General features: G+C 59.4%; 17 protein-coding genes. 6 read left to right on the top strand and 11 right to left on the bottom strand.

Going from position 1 to position 20300, the window contains the following annotated elements; genetic code table 11:
* The first annotated feature begins 587 nt into the window (after positions 1-587).
* Positions 588-875 (top strand): MerR family transcriptional regulator, encoded by a 288-nt coding sequence (locus tag FEZ60_RS16545; RefSeq protein ID WP_033231810.1) that lies wholly within the window; start codon positions 588-590, stop codon positions 873-875.
* Positions 876-2227: 1352 nt separating this feature from the next.
* Positions 2228-3118, top strand: a complete 891-nt coding sequence (locus FEZ60_RS16540) for a M23 family metallopeptidase (protein WP_202026118.1) — start codon at positions 2228-2230, stop codon at positions 3116-3118.
* A gap of 124 nt (positions 3119-3242) precedes the next feature.
* Here FEZ60_RS16540 and FEZ60_RS16535 read toward each other — a convergent pair whose 3' ends face one another.
* Positions 3243-3746 carry a hypothetical protein gene (locus FEZ60_RS16535; protein ID WP_045064432.1) on the bottom strand — a complete coding sequence of 168 codons (504 nt, stop codon included), beginning with the start codon at positions 3744-3746 and terminating at the stop codon, positions 3243-3245.
* 96 nt (positions 3747-3842) lie between these two features.
* Between FEZ60_RS16535 and FEZ60_RS16530 the strand changes: the two genes are divergently transcribed.
* Positions 3843-5063 (top strand): DUF6461 domain-containing protein, encoded by a 1221-nt coding sequence (locus FEZ60_RS16530; protein WP_172936528.1) that lies wholly within the window; start codon positions 3843-3845, stop codon positions 5061-5063.
* Positions 5064-5210: 147 nt separating this feature from the next.
* On the opposite strand, the gene FEZ60_RS16525 is transcribed toward FEZ60_RS16530, so the two are convergent.
* Entirely contained in the window at positions 5211-5846 is a 636-nt protein-coding gene (locus FEZ60_RS16525; RefSeq protein ID WP_045064427.1) for a cysteine hydrolase family protein, read from the bottom strand.
* 145 nt (positions 5847-5991) lie between these two features.
* Here FEZ60_RS16525 and FEZ60_RS16520 point away from each other — a divergent pair, with 145 nt between their 5' ends.
* Entirely contained in the window at positions 5992-6990 is a 999-nt protein-coding gene (locus FEZ60_RS16520; protein ID WP_045064426.1) for a helix-turn-helix domain-containing protein, read from the top strand.
* A gap of 507 nt (positions 6991-7497) precedes the next feature.
* Here the strand turns inward: FEZ60_RS16520 and FEZ60_RS16515 are convergent.
* From FEZ60_RS16515 to FEZ60_RS16500, 4 genes are all read right to left on the bottom strand, one after another.
* A complete protein-coding gene (locus FEZ60_RS16515; protein ID WP_045064425.1) occupies positions 7498-8394 on the bottom strand; it encodes a glucose 1-dehydrogenase in 897 nt (298 codons plus the stop codon).
* 87 nt (positions 8395-8481) lie between these two features.
* Entirely contained in the window at positions 8482-9972 is a 1491-nt protein-coding gene (locus FEZ60_RS16510; protein ID WP_045064424.1) for a trehalose-6-phosphate synthase, read from the bottom strand.
* Positions 9969-10328: an STAS domain-containing protein gene (locus tag FEZ60_RS16505; protein ID WP_033231605.1), complete on the bottom strand. Its 360-nt coding sequence runs from the start codon at positions 10326-10328 to the stop codon at positions 9969-9971. Before FEZ60_RS16505 ends, FEZ60_RS16510 begins: the two co-directional genes overlap by 4 nt.
* Before the next feature lie 221 nt (positions 10329-10549).
* On the bottom strand, positions 10550-11041 hold the full coding sequence (locus tag FEZ60_RS16500) for a hypothetical protein (protein WP_045064420.1): 492 nt from the start codon (positions 11039-11041) through the stop codon (positions 10550-10552).
* A 442-nt stretch (positions 11042-11483) separates the two neighbouring features.
* Between FEZ60_RS16500 and FEZ60_RS16495 the strand changes: the two genes are divergently transcribed.
* The gene (locus tag FEZ60_RS16495) at positions 11484-12482 is read left to right on the top strand and encodes a DoxX family protein (RefSeq protein ID WP_045064418.1); all 999 of its coding nucleotides are present in this window, start codon (positions 11484-11486) and stop codon (positions 12480-12482) included.
* A gap of 64 nt (positions 12483-12546) precedes the next feature.
* Here the strand turns inward: FEZ60_RS16495 and FEZ60_RS16490 are convergent, their stop codons facing one another.
* The 4 genes from FEZ60_RS16490 to FEZ60_RS16475 all read right to left on the bottom strand — a co-directional run bounded on the left by FEZ60_RS16490 (position 12547) and on the right by FEZ60_RS16475 (position 18118).
* Complete coding sequence (locus FEZ60_RS16490) at positions 12547-13926, bottom strand: glutamate decarboxylase (protein ID WP_033231603.1); 1380 nt, start codon at positions 13924-13926, stop codon at positions 12547-12549.
* Positions 13927-14010: 84 nt separating this feature from the next.
* Positions 14011-15996: a YhgE/Pip domain-containing protein gene (locus tag FEZ60_RS16485; protein ID WP_045064417.1), complete on the bottom strand. Its 1986-nt coding sequence runs from the start codon at positions 15994-15996 to the stop codon at positions 14011-14013.
* A gap of 3 nt (positions 15997-15999) precedes the next feature.
* Positions 16000-16737, bottom strand: a complete 738-nt coding sequence (locus FEZ60_RS16480) for a hypothetical protein (protein ID WP_239654612.1) — start codon at positions 16735-16737, stop codon at positions 16000-16002.
* Between the two features lie 100 nt (positions 16738-16837).
* On the bottom strand, positions 16838-18118 hold the full coding sequence (locus FEZ60_RS16475) for an amidohydrolase family protein (RefSeq protein ID WP_045064413.1): 1281 nt from the start codon (positions 18116-18118) through the stop codon (positions 16838-16840).
* Between the two features lie 178 nt (positions 18119-18296).
* On the opposite strand from FEZ60_RS16475, the gene FEZ60_RS16470 reads away from it, so the two are divergent.
* Entirely contained in the window at positions 18297-18938 is a 642-nt protein-coding gene (locus FEZ60_RS16470) for a hypothetical protein (RefSeq protein ID WP_033231599.1), read from the top strand.
* A gap of 165 nt (positions 18939-19103) precedes the next feature.
* Here the strand turns inward: FEZ60_RS16470 and FEZ60_RS16465 are convergent, their stop codons facing one another.
* Positions 19104-20093, bottom strand: coding sequence for a linear amide C-N hydrolase (locus FEZ60_RS16465; RefSeq protein ID WP_141484993.1), 990 nt, complete (start codon positions 20091-20093; stop codon positions 19104-19106).
* Between the last annotated feature and the right edge of the window lie 207 nt (positions 20094-20300).

Below are 20300 nucleotides of genomic sequence, written 5' to 3'. Positions count from 1 at the left end.
TGCGTCGACAGATCCGCCCGTGCGGTACGCACCGTAGTACCGCGACTTCGCGATCCTGGCCCCGTGAAGTCCTCATCCGACCTCGATACGTCGCGGTCGAGACCCTCCTGAGACGCTTCGAACTCCTCCCTGTCCAACTGGGCGCGGAGCAAGGAGTCGGATTTCGGGGTATTTCGCATAGGAGCATTGTTCCAGACGCCACTGGAAAATTTCTGTAGCGACGAGGGTAGACATTTGGTTCAAGTCGTTGTAAGTTTTCTCTTGCAAGGAAGAAAGAACCAAGAAGTGCGGGAGAAATGAACTACCCGCAAGCGGTACCGCAGGGCAGGGTCGCGTCGAGGCCGTTGGTTGTGTTGTCAGTGTGTACGACCTCGGCAGCCCCTTGAGAGCGGCTACCGGACAGCATGTTTGGGTCCGGGAGCTCGAAAGAGTGCAGTTGTGTAATGGAAGTTCAACCCCGACCCCCGGCGGCCTCTACGGCGCCGGGGGTCCCGTCCGTTAACAGAAAGAGGCCACTCATTCCGGCTGAGCTCCCTGACAGTGCGCTGTCCGACAAGTTCGACGACGAGGACTATCCGGCCTACAGCATGGGCCAGGCCGCAGATATCCTCGGTGTCAGGCAAGCTTTCCTACGCAGTCTCGACGCCGCTAAGCTCCTCGCTCCGCAACGGTCCGAGGGAGGGCATCGCCGTTACTCTCGCTACCAACTCCGGATCGCTGCGCGCGCTCACGAGCTTGTCGCCAATGGCACTGCTCTGGACTCGGCGTGCCGCATCATCATCCTCGAAGATCAACTTGCCGAAGCGCGTCGTATCAATGCCGAACTCCAGCAAGCCCGGCACACCGAGAACGACACCGGCACCGCGCCCGAATAACACCGCGCCGGACTGCCGCCGGTCAGCTCGCGGCGATGTCCCAGATCTGGCCGTGCCGTCGTTGCCGGTCGCTCACGTGGATGTGTTCACGCCCACTCTGCTACAGCTTTTGTGTCGTCGAGGTCGGGAGCGTTGCGCTGCCGTCGATTCGTCCTTCGTCCCCGTCCTCTGACGTTCATCCACGCATTCCGTCACGTTGGTGCAGGGTTTCAGGAATTGTGGGATGGGTAACAGTGGGGAAGGTGGGTTGAATAATAGGAGTGACATGGATCCAGTTGTTTGGACGGAATCCGACGAACGCGAGTCCTGGTGGCGTGAAGTTCTGGGAATCGACAGATGCGGGCAGGAGTAAGCGATCGCGGGCATGGTCCAGCGTTCGCCGCGTGGCACACGACATTTAGGGGGAGACCGCTCGTGAACCGTCGCGTCGGCATCCCAGTCGAAAGAGATAAGTGCAGTTGACGGCATTATTCGAGAAAAACCCGATTGTCCGCTCTGGTTCTCACGCAGCAGTGTGACGCGCATCGACGCAGCTGAAAACGGGTACCGAAACAGGTAATTCAACCGGTACGGGTAGGTACCCCCTTGCCTCGCTGAATCAGCAACGAAACCAAACAGCGGGTTTTAATCGGCGTCTTCGCTTGACTTCCGAACTCGGGGCACTCGCCGAGCCTTCCGAGGGTGCAGTCTTTGGAGCAGAACGCGTTGCTCGCCGCGAGTAGCATCTATGTCGCGGCGTCGCTGCCCGGTGTCATCCGAATTGAATTGGCACGCATCAGATTTGGATTCTGTTATGAACGAGCCCAGCTGATGGAGCTTTCGTTATCGGATTGGTATCACGGTGAGCTGGAGCAGTGGTAAAGGCCTCCCGGCATTGCGTATTCCGATCGCACGGATTTGCCTAGAAATCGTGCTCAGTTCGAGGTCGTGAGCGATCGTTGAGTCGCGATATCGACCGGTCGGGTCGAAATCACCAAGTCAGGTATGCGCCTGGGTAATTCAGCCGTCGCACGCAGCTTCTGGACGCGGCATCGTATGAAGTGCTTCAGTCCGCAACGCAAGGATCTGCATGTTTCACCCCGTGATTCCCGACAACTTGGGTAGGCACCCGCCCCGTTGAACAAGCGTCGAAAAGCTATCGGTTCGGTGACGTAGCTTCGACGCCCCCCGACGAGGGTTCGCGGTATCGCAAAGCGTCCACAGGATGGGCGCACCACTGGGCGAGGCCTGCGCCAATTCGGCGCATCTTTACAAGTTCATTCCAACGGGGTTGGTGCTGAAAGCCACGCGGCTCAGCACGCACTGAGTGCCGCCTGCATGCACCTGCTCCGACCACATCAGTCAAGGAAAATATGAGTAAGCACAACAAACGCAAGACCTCCACCACAATTCGTTTCATCGCCGTAACTGCAGGAGTGGGCTCTCTCGTGGGCGCCGGGGCAGTCGTGAATTCCGGTATGGCCGGTGCACAAAGCTGGTCGGCGAGCTGTAACTGGGAGTGGCCGGTAAATGGCTCACTCTCGCAGGGCTACCACGGCGGGCACGACGGCGTCGACTTTGCCGTTAACGTCGGCACGGTGCTCCATGCGCCTACGTCGGGCACGATCTCTGTTGCCGGACCGAACGATCCGGGTGGATACGGCACGTACATCCAGTTGGAAGCAGATTCGGGCGAGCAGATCCAGATGGGTCACCTCTCCGAAACGTGGGTCGGTGTCGGACAGCGCGTTGCGGTCGGCGACCAGATCGGCGCAACGGGCAACACCGGTAGCTCCACCGGTCCACACTTGCATCTCCGCATTCACAGTGGCGGGGCCGTCGATCCCATGTCCTTCCTGAGTTCGGTCGGCGCGTGTGACACCGGTCTGAGCAGTGCGCCTGCACCTGCACCCGAACCTGAACTTGCGCCTGCACCCGCACCAGAACCGGAACCGGAACTCGCGGCCGCGCCTGCACCGGAACTCGCGGCCGCGCCTGCACCGGAACTCGCGCCTGCACCGGAACCCGTGCCCGCCGCGGATCCGGCTCCGGTTGTCGAGTCTGAGGTATCCGAACCAGCACCGGTAGAAAGCATTCCGGAGGTAGAGGCTCCCGTATCGGGCGAATCGGTGGTTGTTGCAGCCGGCGATACTTTGTTCGAGATCGGTGCAGAGCGAGGCCTCACCTGGCAGGCGGTCTGGGACATGAACCCCCAGATCGTTGATCCTGACCAGATCTTCGTTGGTGACGTAATCAACCTGTAAGTTCATCGCGTCCATCTGGTTCAGCAGCGAGGCGAATTCAGAGTTCCAGTCGATGCGCGTGAGTGCTGCAGCCGGGCCGTACATTACGGCCCGGCTGCTGTCGTGCTCGGCGGCGAAACGTAGTTCAGATATTGCTGAAATCGGAGATCACTTGATCAAATGCACCCGTGCGCCCGGGTGTCACGACTTTTTCGAAAATCGTCAGTACGCACTCGTCGAGAGCATCCACTACCGCGAGCGATTTTCGGGTGACGGTGTTTCTGCGGGACCAGCGTCCACGTTCCATGCGCGCCAAAGGGATTCCGTCACGCAGCGCCGTTGCCTTTCGGCCTGATGTGTGTGCGAAGAGATACGTCCGGTCTGCGATCGCGACTTCACATCGTTTGTTTCTCCGGCGCATCGCCTTTGGCTTCTGATCGAGGAATGTGCCGATCGTGCCGTCGGGCAAGCGGAGTACAGCAGGATGGCCTTTGCGGGGCGTCAGCGTGTCGCGATCGATCCCGTCGACAGGGGTCGGAAACAACTCGCCACGCAGGATCCCCGCGGGGTCGAATATCGTTATTGTCGAGTCTTCTTCGGCAACTTTGACGAACCACCCGGTTTCTGTGGGCCTGTAATTCCAATTCATGCGGGGGATTATTCCTTCTCCCTTCAGGCCTGCCCCGGGTTGGTGACGTTGCCGAAACCGTACGTCGTTTGACGGGCGTTGTGGCAGCGTGTGACTGTGCCTACTTATCACGACTATTTATGGCTTCAGCCGTACCTGGACAAGCGATTCGCCTTCGGATACTGCGCTGCTGTCATCCCCGGTCGCTCTCCGGCAGAGGTATTGAGTCTTCTTGGTGCCGCGAGTTCGCACTCGGACTCGGACGTGCACTTGGAGGCAGTTGGCGTTGCCGAGGTCGGCGAGGTGGAGCTAGACCTCGCGGATCAGGCCGTCGCAAGCGGACTCGGCAGTCTGCATGTGATCGCGGTTGCAGCGATAGACGGCGATGACACGTTGTTGATCCAGCTCAACGGCGGGTCCTTCGCTGTCACCGAAGCGCTGATGCGGCCGCTGCTACCCGATCGCGAGGTGGTAGCGCACTCTCTCAGCGTCAATGCCGACAGTCAGTTCATCTGGTGGTCGAACTGCGAACGTGTGGCCGCGTTCGAACTGTTTGGATCCGGCCCGGTGATCGGGGACGAGCGAGTCGTGGATCTGATCTGGGAAGTCGGTGGAATCGGAATCGACGACGATGCGCTCAACGAACCGGGCGAGCATGCCATGGAAGGCGCTTTTGCTTTGGCCGAGCGGATCACCGGTGTGGCTGTAACCGCCGAATTGTTTGAGGCAGGACCATTTACGGTCGCAGTTGTACCCGGCGAGGGGCGGACCCTCCAGGTGGATCGTCCCGCTCCCCCGATACAGAACCCACCCTCGCAGTGGCGCGAGGTAGCGCGACGCTACAAGGCTGCGGAGCGGATTCCGCTGCACGGAATGATGTTCAAGGAGCGGCCTCCTGGCGGTCGCCCCAGCGCGGAACTCGAATTCTGGTTCAAACCTCGCACCTGTATCCGTCTGGCTGACGACGAAGGAGTGCTCTTTCTGCAGAACCGGCAGAAGCAAACATGGTTCCGCACCGACGGTGTGCTCGAAGTACGAAGCGGTGGTTACAGTCTCGATATTCACATCACGCAACTTCTCCAGATACACAGGACTTGGCCGGACGCTCGATTCGCCGACCTTCTTCCGCCGGATACGGCCGGCCGGGCAGTAGAGGTCAATGGGCGGCGCGCGTGGGAGTTCGAGATGCCGCCGGACTGGGCCGGTCTTGATTCCACTGTTGCGTTCGACGAGGAAACCGGAATTCCGTTGCGGTGGAAAAATAAAACGTGCACCCATGAGATATCGGAGCTGGAAACCGGGATCGACATGGGCGACGGCTTTTTCACCGGTCCGTGACAGCATATGTTGGGGAGCATGGAGGGCGAGGGACGTATACCGTGTCTGGCGAGCAATCAACAACTGAACCGGTGCCGACCTGGTTTCGGTCGGCACCGGTGCGGAATCGGAAAACCGATCCGATTGTCGCCCTGTGTTATTGGGATATCAGCTTGTCGCGGACTCGCGCCCTTGGATGGCCGAGACCACCAGGTTGCTCTTGGGTAGACTCGTCCCGGAATGTACGGCGTCGGCCCACTCGGTTGTCGTCGTGACCGCTGCGAAGTTCGATTGCAAAAGAACCATGAGTGTCTCGTGCAGTGACTGGGCCGACACCTGCCCCGCCTCGTTTGCCAGATGGATCGATCCGCTGGCGTCGGAAAGAATCTCTGCGGAGAACCCGAGAGCCTCAGCCTCCACGGCGGTGCCGAGGTCGCAGTTGTTGGTCATGTAACCGACGATCGTGATGGTGTCGATGTCTTTCGCGCGCAGCCATTCCGCTACATCGGTGCCGGCGAATACGCTCGCGTACTGCTTGTGCACTCGCTTGGTCGCCGGGTCGATCTGCCCCTCGAGTTCCGGGTGAAGTGACCATCCGGGTGTCCCTTCGACAAAGACCGGGGCGCCTTCGGGCATCTGGTGCTGAACGACGACGACGGGAACGTCGTTGGCACCGGCAACCTTGACCGCGCTGAGGATGTTGGCCAGCGATTCTTCACGCGGCGGGTACTGGATCTGCAGAGGCCCGTCGAAGTACTCCTGCTGGACGTCGACGACAATAAGGGCACGGCGGGGTGTAGGCACGGTTCATCACTCCTGAAGGCGGGTCGATTTCAGTTCCGGATCGGTTATCCGTGGTGTTCGTCTTCCATTCTTCGGTAGGTTCGTATGCACCGTGAGTGGCACGGGTGCATACTTTCGATGATTTTGCGCCAACGTTGGGAGATCCATGCGAATCGCGGTGTACGCGTTTGACGATGTCACGATGTTTCACCTTGCTGCACCGCTGATGGTGTTCGGTGAGGTGGGTCGTCTCGGACTTGCACCTGGCTGGGAAACTCGGCTTTGGTCCGACCGAGCGGGCGCGGTTCGCACTGCCGAAGGCTACTCGATCGGAGAGGTAGCCGGACCGCGGACGCTCGACTGGGCTGACATCGTGATCATTCCCTCATGGCCGCTACCACTTTCGCCGATCAGCAAGCTCTTGCGAGCCGAACTTTCCCGAGCGCACTCCCGCGGCAAGCCGATCGTAGGGCTGTGCCTCGGCGCTTTTGCTCTCGCTGACGCCGGACTCCTCGACGGTCGCTCGGCTGTCACGCACTGGGACATGATGCCCACGCTTGCCGAACGCCACCCCAGCATCCGCTTGGACGAATCGGTGCTTTACATCGATCATGGCGACGTGATGACGTCCGCTGGGACGGTGTCCTCGGTCGATGCATGCCTGCATCTTGTGCGGAAACACCTCGGATCCGCAGCGGCCACCCGCGTGGCGCGAAACCTTGTTGTTGCACCGCATCGAGAGGGTGGCCAGGCTCAGTACATCGAGCGACCACTTGCGGAATCCGCTGGCGACACAGCTGTTGCAGACGTGCTGGAATGGGCGCTCGGTCGGCTTGGTGAGCCGCTATCCGTCGACCGCCTCGCGGGTCAGGCGCGGATGAGTCGGCGAAACTTCATCCGTCAGTTTCGTCTTGCCACAGGGACTACGCCGGCACGGTGGGTTCAAGAACAACGACTGGGTGAGGCTCGAGTTCTCCTGGAGACGACAGACTGGAGTATCGATGCCATTGCAGGCGCGTGTGGGTTCGGGAGCGCTGTCACCTTCCGGCAGAACTTCGTATCCGCGTTCGCAACCACTCCTTCCTCGTACCGGAAGCAGTTCGCCGACCACTCTGGCAATGGTCGTGTCGACGCAGTCTCAACGTCGGCTAGGCGAAATGAGTAACTGTCGCGGTCAATTACGACAGCCGTCACGGACAGGCTGGAACTGCGCCGGTAAAACAGTTTCAGTTCCTGGTAGGCGCTGTCGGCACATCGCTCGGATGTGAACTAGACCACTCTGCGTTTACATTCAGGCACGGTGGGGCGGTTACGGTTTGGTCCGCCGACGAGATGTTCACACCTGAGGTCGGCGGACCATCTGAGTTGCGCACTGGCCTACGTTCCCTGCAGTCCGCTCGCTCGAATGTCTGAACGCTTTCGGCCTATATGCGGGACCAAGGTCTTCAACTCGGGTTGGTTGTGGCACACTTCCAGCTATGTGGTGGATTGTCGGAATTGTCGCAGTTTGGATCGTCCTGGGAGCATTAGTGGGGCTCTGGATAGGTCGGTCGATCAGCCACACCGATCGCGAGGAATCGGCCGCCGAACTGCGCCGTACAGCGAATCACGACAAGCAACCGAATCGTTGCGGGGACTAGAGGGGGCAGGTGAGTGCGAACGACGGCGGTCGTCAGGTAAGTGGCTTACCGCCGGTAACTCCGATGACTTCACCTGTGGTGTAGCTGGATTCGCCGGACGCGAGGAACACGTAGGCCGGTGCGAGTTCGGCCGGCTGGCCGGCTCGCCCGAGCGGTACGTCGTCCCCGAATGTCTCGAACTTCTCCTTGGGCATCGTCGCCGGAATCAACGGGGTCCAGATCGGCCCTGGAGCAACGGCATTGACTCTGATCCCTTTCTTGGCGACGTCGCCGGCTAGTCCTTTCGTGAAGTCGATGATGCCGGCTTTGGTGGTGGCGTAGTCAAGGAGCTCAGGCGAGGGAGCGGCGCCTTGGATGGATGATGTATTGACGATCGTTGATCCTGGCTTCATCACGGCAATCGCATTTTTGCAAAGCCAGAAGAGTGCGTAGAGGTTCGTTTTCATCACGCGATCGAATTGTTCGGTGGTGATGTCGGCGATCCCGCCGAGCTGCACCATCTGAAAGGCCGCATTGTTCACCAGGATATCGAGGCCGCCGAGTTCGCGGACGGCAGTCTCCACAAGTGCAGCGCAGTGCTCTTCGGATCGGAGATCGCCTGGGACTCCCACCGCTTTCCGGCCCGCCCGCTCGACCCAGTGGGCTGTTTCCCGCGCATCTGCTTCTTCCTCGTCGAGATAACTCAGCACCACATCTGCACCTTCACGAGCGAAGGCGATCGCTACTGCTCGCCCGATTCCGGAATCTGAGCCCGTAATGATCGCGCGGCGCCCCTCGAGACGTCCGGTACCGCGGTAGGTGTGTTCGCCGTGGTCGGGGGTAGTGACCACCTCAGCCGTGAGGCCGGGGTGCGTTATCTCCGGCTGCCGGTCGCGTATCGGCGCGGGATATTGAGTGGTGGGATCCTGCATTGCGTACTGGTCAGGCATGTTGAACCTCCGCGTGCTTTCCGGTTAATCAGGCTCTGGATCGAGAGCCCTGCCTTTCGTCGATGTCGTCGGATGGTCGTTCGCCCGTCATGCATTGACGGCGAGGTCGTGTTCGGTGTCGGTGAGATCGCGGACGGTGCCGTTGGCCGCAGAATCTGTGAGCGTAGTGAGAAATGAGTGGGCCCACCTGTGGACGTCGTGGGACATGACTTGACGGTGCAGGGCGGACATGCGGCGTCGTCCTGATTCTGCATCTTGGTGGAGCGCCGTCATGATCATATTCTTCACACCGTCGAGATCATGAGGGTTTACCAAGTAGGATTGTCGCAATTCCATTGCAGCGCCGGTGAACTCACTCAAAACGAGTGCACCGCCAAGGTCGCCGCGGCAGGCTACGTACTCCTTGGCAACCAAGTTCATTCCGTCGCGTTTCGGCGTGACAAGCATGACGTCGGCAGCCACGAACAGGGCGATCAGCTCGTCTCGTGAGACCGGTTGATACAGATAGTGCACGATCGGGTGACCGATCTGAGCATGGTCACCGTTGATATGCCCCACGTGTTCCTCGATGACACCGCGGAGATCGATGTAGTGCTGCACGCGTTCGCGACTGGGGGTGGCCAGTTGCACCATGACCGTGTGCTCGGCATCGAGACGTCCTTCGTCGAGTAATTCTTTGATCGCTTCGAGTCGAAGGTCGATGCCTTTGGTGTAGTCCAGCCGGTCCACACCGAGAAGGATTTTGTCGGGGTTTCCGAGTTCCCGCCGGAGCTCGATGGCGCGAGCAACAATCGTGTCTTCCTTGGCTGCGGCTTCGAGTTCGTGTGAATCCACGGAGATGGGGAAGGCGCCTATATTGACGATTCGATCGTCTGTGTGGACCTGTCCCAGAACGCTCCCTACTTCCGTTCGGGTGGTCTCCAATTCGAGAAGTCGGTGTGCGAGAAAAAGGAAGTTGTTGGCGCCGCCGGGTAGATGAAAACCGATGAGGTCGGCACCGAGCATGCCTTCGATAATTTCTCGGCGCCACGGCAGCTGCATGAACAGTTCGACTGGTGGAAAGGGGATGTGCAGGAAGAACCCGATCTCGAGATCGGGGCGCAATTCGCGCAGTATCTTCGGTACGAGTTGCAGCTGATAATCCTGTATCCAGACCGTCGCTCCGGGAGCGGCGCATCGTGCAGCTTCCTCGGCAAATCTGCGGTTGACTGCAGAGTACGAACCCCACCAGTTTCGATCGTAGGTAGGCGGTACCAACACGTCGTGATACAGAGGCCAAAGGGTGTCATTCGAGAAACCTTCGTAGTATTCCGCAACCTCCTGCGACGACAACGAGACTGGGTACAGCGCCAAGCCGTCTTCCGTGAAGTGCTCGACGTGTTCGTCCGGCACTCCGGGCCAGCCCACCCACGCACCACTTTTTGCTCGCAAAATCGGTTCCAAAGCCGTCACCAAACCGCCAGGACTTCGTCTCCATGATGTGGTGCCGTCGGGACGGCGTTCCAAATCGACAGGTAGGCGGTTGGCGACCACGACGAAGTCCGCGTGGCCCTCGCCATTTTGGCGAATGTTGTTCATGAGGAAGTTCTTTCCGTTGCGGAAGCGGATACGAAAGCTCCAGCTTCCGATAGGGAGCTGAAGACATCGATCCTGGTATCGAATTCCATCAGTTCGAGTAACCGTATGGTCCTGTGATCGGTTGCGAGCGCCCAGGTGATGCCGAGTCTGTTCACGCGCGCTGCCAGAGCGCTCAGGATGGACAGTTCAGCAGTGCTGCGAAAGTGGCAGTTGGTGCAGTCGATGACAAAGGGGCGTCCTTCATCGCTGATGTCTTGCAGGTGAGCGCCTAACGAAGCCAGGGACGTTGCGTCGATTTCGCCGCGAACGCAGAGGGCGGTGACCCCGTTGATCTCGGACAAACTGGCAAACAACACGTCAGAGGGGTATGCCGGGTCATGTGAATTTCCAAGCGCACCGGCAAGGCTTGTCAGCTCTGGGCGATGCGTAGCATCAGCTCGATCGTCCGAGGCTCGGCTTGCGGTGTCGCGCCCGCCATCGTGTCCGGATGAATTGTCTGTGGTTGTCATGCTGCCCCCGAGGTGAGAGTGTGTCACCGCATTCGTGTGCATTTCACCCCTGCGGTGGCATCGACGATTCAGTTCTGTTCACTCTTCTCTTGCCATTCTTCGACGGGAACGCCGAGATGGTCGGCTAGACGGTTCATCGTTGCGGCAATCTGCTCCTCCGTGACCCTTGGGAATTGCGCCGCTTGGCGGAACTCCGCGTCCTTGACGCCGGACCAGTCGTATACCTGGGTGAGGCCGGTACTGCCTTCCGATACGACGTCCAGCCGCCACGACCAACGCGTGCCGCGAGGCTCCATGCCTTGGCGGTTCGGAATCCAGCCGATCTCTTCGTTGACTCGGTATACGAATACGGTGTTCTCCATGACGTACTCACCGAGTGCCGGCTGATACATCTGCATCGTGAACGTGTCGCCGACACCGTTCAGCGGCTTCGGATCGATTGCTCCTCTGAGCATGTCGGAGCCATCGATCGTTGCCTGTACCTCGGGGTTCGCCAGCGCGGCGAATATAGACGAGGTGGGTGCGCCGATGACGCGCCGGACGATGAGTTCGTCGGGCATGTGGGACTCGCTTTCATTGATAGACAAAGGTTTTCGTGCTCTATCGCCATCCGAGGCGTACGGCTCCTTCGTGAAGTGGGTGCCGATTTTTTCGCGGTTGTGTCCTCCAGCTTCCCGCCACCCGCACGCGTCGTCTTTCTGTCTGTCTGTCAACTACCAAAATCTATACCAGCAAGCATAGATAATTGGCAATACTGCGATCGTAAATAACCATCTGAACTGGCCTCGAAACGCCGAACTGAGCGGAAAATGTCCACTGGAACGCCCAGTGATGGCTCGACTGCCCAACTTCTTCGCACAAAATCTGTATTGTGGCGGTTAGATTTACTGTGCGCGACGAACCGAGCGGTCGACGAGGAGAGCCTGGCGAGTACGTAGTCGGATCGAATTCTTTCGTTGATCGCTGTGGTGAATTACGAATCTATATCGGGAGGCTTGAAACATGTTGGTACGCAGAATCGCTCGTCCGTTGCTCTCTACGTTTTTCATCGCAGGAGGAATCGATGCGCTGCGTGATCCTGCCCAGCGAGCAGTTCAAGCGGCGCCATTGATCGACAAATGTGTCGGGACGTTGCCCGAAGCGGTCAAGCAGAAGATCCCTGCTGATCCGGAAACGCTCGTCAAGATCAACTCTGCAATCCAGATCGGGGGTGGTGTGTTGCTGGCCAGCGGCAAAGCGCCCCGCCTTGCGTCGATAGCCCTCGCTGGCAGCCTGGTGCCCACCACGCTCGTCGGTCACGATTTTTGGAACGAGACCGATCCCTCGGTGCGCGCGATGCAGCGTACGCAGTTTCTCAAGAATGTCAGCTTGCTCGGTGGGTTGATAATCGCATCCGTCGACACCGAAGGAAAACCATCTCTGGGGTGGCGCGGACGTCGCGCCGCAAAAAAGGCGCGGGCATCGGTTGTCGCTGCACTTCCGCTGGTCGCGGCACAGGGCCATAACGCTGGTTCTCGTGTCGAACATGCAATGGCTGTGGCATCGGAGCGTGGCTCCGAACTCGGCGACACTGCCAAAGCGCACGGTACGGATTGGATCGAACTGGCCAAGGAACGGGGTTCGGGGATTGCGGAGATCGCAAGCAAACGAGCAGCGGAACTTGGCGAAGCTACAAAGGAGCGCGGGCCGGATCTCTTGGAGGTCGCGCAGAAGCGTGGCTCCGAACTGGCAGAGATGGCGCGCGAGCGAGGCTCCGAACTCGCCGATTCGGCTTTGGAGCGTGGCACCGAACTCGCCGAGACCGCGCGCGAGCGTCGGGCTGAACTGGCAGACTTGACGCGCAAACACAGTGCCGAGATCGCAGAACTTGCACGCGCGAAGAGCAACGACTGGGCCGAGGTTGTATCCGAACAAACCGAGGTGCAGGGAAAGCGCGCACGTAAACGTGCGGAGGCAGCACTCGAAAAGGTTCGCGCCAAGAAGGACGAATTGGCACACTGAATATGTTGAAGAATAGGTCAGGCCACCTTCGGCCGGCCTGACCTATTCAGGGTGCATGTGGCGGTCAGTGTGCGAATGCCTTCCTCGCAGGTCGGTCGGCGGCGCTGTTCCTGAGTTGCTGGACGACTTCGTTGATCGCGGTTACCAGTTTGTATGCGAGGTCTTGACTGAAGCCTTCGCGTAACACGATGCGCAGGACGGCGACATCTTCGGCATCTGCGGGCATCGTGTACGCGGGAACTTGGAAGCCGCGTGCTCGCAGTTCGTGGGAGATGTCGAAGACGGTGAAGCCCGGGTCGTCGACGACTTCGAAGGACAAGACCGGGATGGCGGTGCCGTCGGTGATGATGTGCATGTTGTCTATTTTCGAGATCGCCGCGGACAGCATCAGTGCGGTATCGCGTAGAGATTCCATGATCTGGGTGTAACCAGCTACTCCGAGGCGGATGAAGTTGTAGTACTGCCCGACGACCTGATTACCTGATCGGGAGAAGTTCAGGGTGAAGGTCGGCATGTCTCCGCCAAGGTAGTTGACGCGGAATACCAGATCTTCGGGTAGATATTCCTTTGAGCGCCAGACCACGAACCCGATGCCCGGATAGGTCATGCCGTACTTGTGGCCGCTGACGTTGATCGATACAACACGTGGAATCTTGAAGTCCCACTTCAGTTCCGGGTGCAGGAACGGGACCACGAAGCCGCCACTTGCCGCGTCGACATGCAGCGGTACGTCTGGGCCGCCGTTGGCCGCGATGTCGTCGAGTGCTGCGGCGATCTCGGCAACGGGTTCGAGTTCGCCGGTAAACGTGGTGCCGAGAATCGCGACCACACCGATGGTGTTCTCGTCGACAGCGTCGCGGACCTGTTCGGGGGTGATCACGTAGCGGCCCTTGGCCATTGGCAGGTATTTCGGTTCGACGTCGAAGTAGCGGCAGAACTTTTCCCATACAACCTGGACGTTGCTACCGAGGATGAGATTCGGTTTCGTAGCGTCTTTGCCTTCCTGCTCGCGGCGTTGCCGCCAGCGCCACTTGAGGGCGAGTCCACCGAGCATGACGGCTTCGGAGGATCCGACTGTGGAGACCCCGGTCGCGGAGGCAGGGTCGGATGTCAGTCCTTCTGCGTGAAAGAGGTCGGCAACCATGTTGACGCAACGAGTTTCGATTTCCGCTGTTGCTGGATATTCGTCCTTGTCGATCATGTTCTTGTCGAACGTTTCGGCCATCAGACGATCAGCCTGAGGGTCCATCCACGTGGTGACAAAAGTGGCGAGATTCAGTCGTGAACTACCGTCGAGCATCAACTCGTCGTGGATGAACCGGTATGCCGCTTCGGGATCGGATTCGGCTTTGGGTAGTCGTAGCGCGGGAATCGGATCCGTGCCGAGCCTGCCGGTGTACGCAGGTGCGAGGGTTTCGGTGGGAGCTGCAAAAATATCTGACATCTTTCTCCTCCAATAGTCGAACGAGCGATTGCGGATCAGTCGGACAGTCCAGAATCGAGTCGGAAGTTGTAGCGCCGCAGCGCTCTACACTTCGATCGACGGGTACAGACGTTCCATCGTGTAGCGGCGGTTGCGGCGTACCGAGAGTGCGCTGATCGTCATCGATACGAGCAGAATGCCGGAAAGGACGGCGATTGCTGTCCAGAGTCGCGAATCGACGTGTTCGGCGGTGATGAGTTGCCGGAGTCCGTTGACGGTATACGTCATCGGGTCGAACGGATGGATGTATTGAAATGGCGTAGCTGTCGTCGGTACCGGATAGATTCCGCCGGCGGAGACCAACTGCAGCATCAGGAAGGCCAAGGTCACCACTCGGCCGACTGCAACTCCGAAGAGAGCATTGAACATCTGAATCATCGCCAGATAGGTCGCCGAGACCAGCATCAGGAACAGGATCGTTCCGGGAACGTGTTTGACGTCCAGGCCCACTCCGATGTGTACCACTGCGTACATGGTGATCACTTGGAGGATACCGATGAGCAGTGCCGGCCAGTACGAGGCCAGAACTGTTCGATACAGGCCAAGATTGCTGATGGTTGCGCGGGATTGTAACGGGGTCAACAACATCCAGGTGATAATGCAGCCGACGAACAGGGCCAACGACAGGAAGAAGGGTGCGAATCCCGTACCGAACGTTGGCGCCTCGTTCGTGTAGTCCTGCTTGAGTGCGACTGGAGTGGACAGGGTGTCCGCGGTAGCTGTGCGTTGATCGTCAGTCCAACTCGGTACCTGCCCGGCGCCCTTTGCGAGTGCGTCGGCCAGTTCATCCGAGCCCGATTGCAGTTCCACCATTCCCGAAGCGAGCTGATCGGCTCCGCTCGCGAGCGCGAAACTGCCATCGGTCAATTGGATCAGTCCGGAGTTCAAAGTCGTGGCTCCGGAACTGAGCTGGTCGGCGCCGTTGCGTAGTTGCCGCACGTCTGAAGCCAGTCCACCGTTTTGCAGGAGTGCGAGTCCGGATTGCAGGGGACTGGTTGGATCCGTCAACTGGTATTCGAGTGCGCGTGCGTCTTCGCTGAGCCGACTGATTTCCGCTTGTAGTGCGGCAGTGTCACTTTGGGGTTGTGCTGCGGTGAGTGGGGTGAGTGCTGCAACGGCCTGTTGGGCGAGAGGGTCGGTGCTGGGCCCGAGAAGGTCGACAACTCGCTGCAGCACGGGGGAGATGGTCACTTGTGGCGGCTGGGGGAGGCGATCGCCGAGAGCAGTGAGGGACTGCCTCAGCTGTGCCGCTTGGGCTCCGAGGTCGGGCACGTTGCTGGAGTCGAGGGCGTTGAGCAATGGATCCGCGACACCGTCGATCGCCGTGGCGAGTTGCCCGGCGCCTGCTGCGAGCTGCGCAGACCCATCGCGTGCGGTAACCATGTTCGTGGAGAGCTCGTCGGCACCGGAGCTGAGTTGATCCGCTCCGGCCTTGGCTGTGTCGATACCGGTCGCGAGGGTCTTTGCTCCGTCGGCAGCCTGGCCCAGGCCCGAACCGGCGGTCTGCAGACCTGTCAGGACCTGGCCGACGCCTTGGGCGCCGATGGTCGAGTTGACCTGGTTGATGACCTGTTCGGAGGCGTCTTGACCGATGATGGTGGCCAGATAATTATTGGCGTCGTTGAAGGTGAAGGTGAGATCGGCCTTCTCGGGGTTGTCGCCGTTGGGTGATTCGACAGCGTCGCTGAAGTTCTCGGGCAATGTGATCGTGAAATAGTACTTGCCGCTGGAGAGCCCGGCTTGGGCTTCTTGATCCGAGACCTCCGCCAAATCAAGTTGTCCGGAGGCGATGAGCGATTTGACGACTTGATCGCCGGCGTCGACTTGTTGTCCTGTCGATGTTCGTCCCGAGTCGTTGTTGACAATCGCTGCGGGGATTTTGTTCACCTCGCCGAAGGGGTTCCAGAAGGCCCACAAGTACATCGCGCCGTACAGCAGCGGCAACAAGATGATGGTGACGATCGCGATTCGTGGCAGGGTGCCGCGGGAATAGCGTTTGACATCACTGCCCAGAGATATACCTGCGAGCATCAGTCACCTTCCTTCGGTCATAACGCCGATATCGCCGGCTCCGAGCAATCCGTGCATGTTCACCACGGCGTGGACGCCGGTATCAGGCGGGAGGGCGTTGACATCTGCAGTGATCACCGACTGGTGCTCGCCGAGTGCAACAAGCCGTTGCAGCAAGGCGGCTCTCTCGAGGTCGTCGGCGATTTTGTCGATGCGCCCGACAACGAGCAATGGCGGGCGTTTGGTGTTCGCGACGGCGATCCGCAACAACAATTGTTGGATTTCGGGAAGGTCGTCGACGAAGGCATTGAGCGGGGGTAATTCGATGTCACCGAACGTCTCTGCGCACATGTTCGAGACTTCCACCTCGCTCGCGCGGGGAACGAATTTGTACCACGGCGAATCCCATCGGAGTTGTTCGGTCACCATGTCACGTACGGTCACCGACGGTCGGACGTCGTCGAGTTCGTTCAGACATGCGATCGCCGAGATGGCCAAGATTCTTGTCGGATTGTCGTAGCCGAGTACGGCTAATGTCCCCGCGGACAATCGCATTCGTCCGCACAGTGTCATCAGCAAGGCGGTTCGCGCGGCGCCGGCCTGCGCAGCCAGCACCGTCACACCGCCTGCGTCGATATCCATATCGAGTGGACCGAACACGTGGCCCCACGGTCCGTGTAACTCGATGCCCCGAGCGGAGACCAATGTCCCCGCCGCTGCTTCGGCGGGTAATTGCCAACTCTCTGAACTGGTTTCAACCAATTTGAGGCCTCCCGACCTTGGTGCGGCACGGCGGCGCGGAGCTACGCGAGAGGTCCCCGGTGGGTTCTTCTCGTGGAGGATCACGCATCGACGAGAGATGTCACAAAGTGTCTTTCACTACCTGGCCGTTCTTGACGATGACCCTTAGGCTCTTGCCTGGATCTGCGAGCAGGTTGAGGTCCTCGAGTGGATTTCCGTCGACGAGTAGGACATCCGCCCACGCGCCCTCGGTGATCACTCCGAGTGGTGCCTGCCTGTAGGGATCCCGCTCGCCGGCGAGCCGGAAGAGTTCGGCATTTCCGGAGGTGAGCATCCGAAGGGCGTCGACATTGCTGTAATGGTCGCCGAGTCGGGCGGCCATCTCGCTCTGCCGGGGCGCGATCTGCGGTTCGAGCAAAAGATCTGTGCCCCAGGCTGTTTTGACGCCGTGTTTGCGGGCCCAGCTGTATACGTCATCGGTACCGGTGCAGATCTCGCGGTCCTTTTCTGCACGGCTAGGGTCGGGGTAGTGATGATCGCCCAAGGCGAAGGGCTGCATCGAAAGCCAAATGTCCTTCTCGGCCATCAGAGCGATCGTCGCCTCGTCGGCGAGATGGCCGTGTTCGATGGACTTCACGCCGGCATCGATCGCGCGGCGAATGCCGGTGACGTTGTAGACATGGGTAGCGACGTAGGTTCCGTAGTCGGTGGCGGCATTCACCGCTGCACGAAGTTCGGGATCGGTGAACTGGACTGTGTAGAGAGGGTCGTACATCGACGCTGCGCCGCCGCCGACCATCATCTTGATTTGTGAGGCACCCTTTTTGAGTTGTTCGCGAACTGCGGCCAATACCCGCTCCGGACCGTCTGCGACGCGCATGAAGCCGATTTCTTCGGCCCGACTTTGCTTTCCGCCCAAAGCGGTGGGGCATTCGTAGACGAATCCGAAGTCGCCGTGCCCGCTGGTCTGCGAAATAGCGGCCTGGGAGGGATAGATTCGAGGCCCCTCGAACAGTCCCCGGTCGATCACCGATTTGATGCTGCTGGTGTCGCCGGCCATGTCCCGGACCGTGGTGAACCCGCGGTGGAGCATGTTCTTTGCCTCGGCGAGGCCATTGAGCGCGATATGCGCTTCGCTGCCCATCACCATATCCATGTATGAATTGGCGTTGCCGACCAGATGCACGTGAGCGTCGCTCATACCCGGCATCAAGACTCGATTTCCACCGTCGATGACGGTGGTCTCTCGGCTCGGGTCGTCTCCGATCGGGGATTGCGAGACTCCCGCAATCGTCTCTCCGTCAATCAGCACGTCACCCGAAACTACCGTCGCAGCGACGCCGTCGAAGATACGAACATTGCGGAACAGTAAACGATGTCCAGCTTTTGAAGGGGCTGTCATAACTCGCACGCTAACAGTGAAATTCGGACATTGAGGGCAAATAACGAAAAATCACCCTATTGATTCGGTAACGATCAGACCTGGCGAACCGATCCGGAGATGCCGTCGTAGACGGGGGGTATGCGCAAAATCTCGGATCCTCGAAATAATATGTCGGAGTTGAACTACACTGCGGCGCATGCTGATTCACCCGACATTACGGATGCAGTCCTGGGGCTTCGTGATCGGATCGACTCTCTTCGCGCTCGGTTCGGCACCCTTCCTTTCGTCGCTCTTCGGTGCCGCCCTCGCGAACGTTTTCTTTTTCGCCGGGTCCTGGTTTTTCACCGGCGCCGCGTTTATCCAGTTGATACTCAGTGGATCGGCCACTACTTCCGACTCCGGTAAGCCTGCAATCCGTGCCGTGTGGTTATCGGCAGCAGTGCAGCTTCTCGGCACGATACTGTTCAACATCAGTACCGGTTCAGCTCTGCACGACCTCAACGTGCAAGGAGAAATGCACCTCGTCTGGAATCCCAACGCGGAGGGCTCTATCGCATTCCTCGTTTCGAGCGGTCTTGCTGTGCTTATCCTGTGGCGCGCGAAGACGTACTGGGCGCCGCGATCGACGGAATGGCAAAGCGTCTGGCTCAACACATTCGGATCCATTGCTTTCGGCGTATCTGCCGTCGGATCGTTCATACTCCGTGACGGAAATACACTTGATCCCAATATGGCCAATATCGGCACCTTCGTCGGTGCGTTGTTCTTCCTGTTCGCCTCCGCGGTATTCCTGGGAAAAAGCACCCGGCCAGTGTCGGCAATGGCAGAAGCGGTCTGAGTGCACCAGTTTCATCATCGTGAGGAAACAGCGGTGCGTACGTGAGGAATCGTGAGACACGATCGAGCAATGTTTATCGCGCGATATAGTCGCGCGAATACCGGCGGTTATGTGCGCTGCCCATATCTTGCAAGCGCATATAACCACCGATAATTCGGGTACCGATCAGGACGGAAGGGCGAGGAACTTCAAAGGTGCGGTCTCATCGAAGCGGCCGGTGACATTTCCGGCCAGCCCACCTTCGAGAGCGGTGTCCCCGATCAGGTCGAGCTTGCCGGCGGGAGAGCCCTCCTCGAAGTTCAATTCACTCAATTCGACCCAGACGACATTGGGTCGAGTTGTCGACTCGAAGACGTATCGCTTGTTGGTGAGGTCGGAGACGGTCTGCCAAATCGTCTGCGACGCGTTCGGCTTGTCGGGATCAGGGATGCGGAACGGTTGCGCGGTGTTACGGATGACGCTGAACATGCCGGCGATTGCCTCGAGTTCGGTCTTGGGTTCGGGAAGGCGTCCGACGTAATACGCTGCGCGCGCGAACCTATCGGAGGCCACTGTGGTTCCGGGAAGTGGCCTGTCTCCACCGAACCCTTGGACCTGCTTCAATAGTTCGATCTGCTTGTCGTAGGTGGGGGAGTTGGTCATCACGCGGTAGTCACGGCTGTGCCACACGTTGGGCTTTCCGTCGATGTACTCGATGACTACGGAGTCGCCGTTCCCATCGTCCAACGCGAGGTGCACCGCGGGTACTTCACCGGTGCTCGGGTCTCCCAGTGGGACGACTTGGACACTGGTGTCCTCGATCCAGGCCACTGCTTCGTCGACGGTTGCGAAGTTGTCGAGGAAGTACTGCATCCAGACCGCCATGCTCAAGGCGGGTTTGCTTTTGTCGTGCTCGCCGTACGTTGATTCGGAGAGCCAGAGGATATGCCCGGCGAGGCCGACTTCGTTCATCCCGTCGACGGTCATCATGTCGTACGCGCCTGCCACGACGCTGCCGTATCGGGCTACCCAGGACAGTTGGCCGCCGACGCCGTCGTCTCGTTTGATCCCCCGAGGCATAACCCACAGGTTCGTGGCGGTATCCCGGTGGTAGTCCATGTTTCGACCGACGAGAACCGCTCCGCCGGGTTCATTCCAGATGACGCGAGTGCACATACTTTCACCTTTCCTGGATCAGATGTGGGACGAATCAACTGCTCAGGCAATGGTTATTGGAATGCCCTCCGATTATGGCGCACGAGGTCCGCAACTCGGCAGGCGAGCGCACGATTCATCTGCGTTATCGGTGGATAGTCCGTAGTCGCTGTGAACAATCGAGTCCAATGACCAGCAGCGCGAATTACCCCGCCGGTCTTCATGAGG

Origin of the sequence: Rhodococcus sp. MS16 (assembly GCF_013277795.1) — a bacterium.
Taxonomy (GTDB): domain Bacteria; phylum Actinomycetota; class Actinomycetes; order Mycobacteriales; family Mycobacteriaceae; genus Rhodococcus_F; species Rhodococcus_F globerula.
The sequence above is the reverse complement of the archived record's forward strand: the minus strand, read 5'-3'. Positions and strand labels throughout refer to the sequence as shown.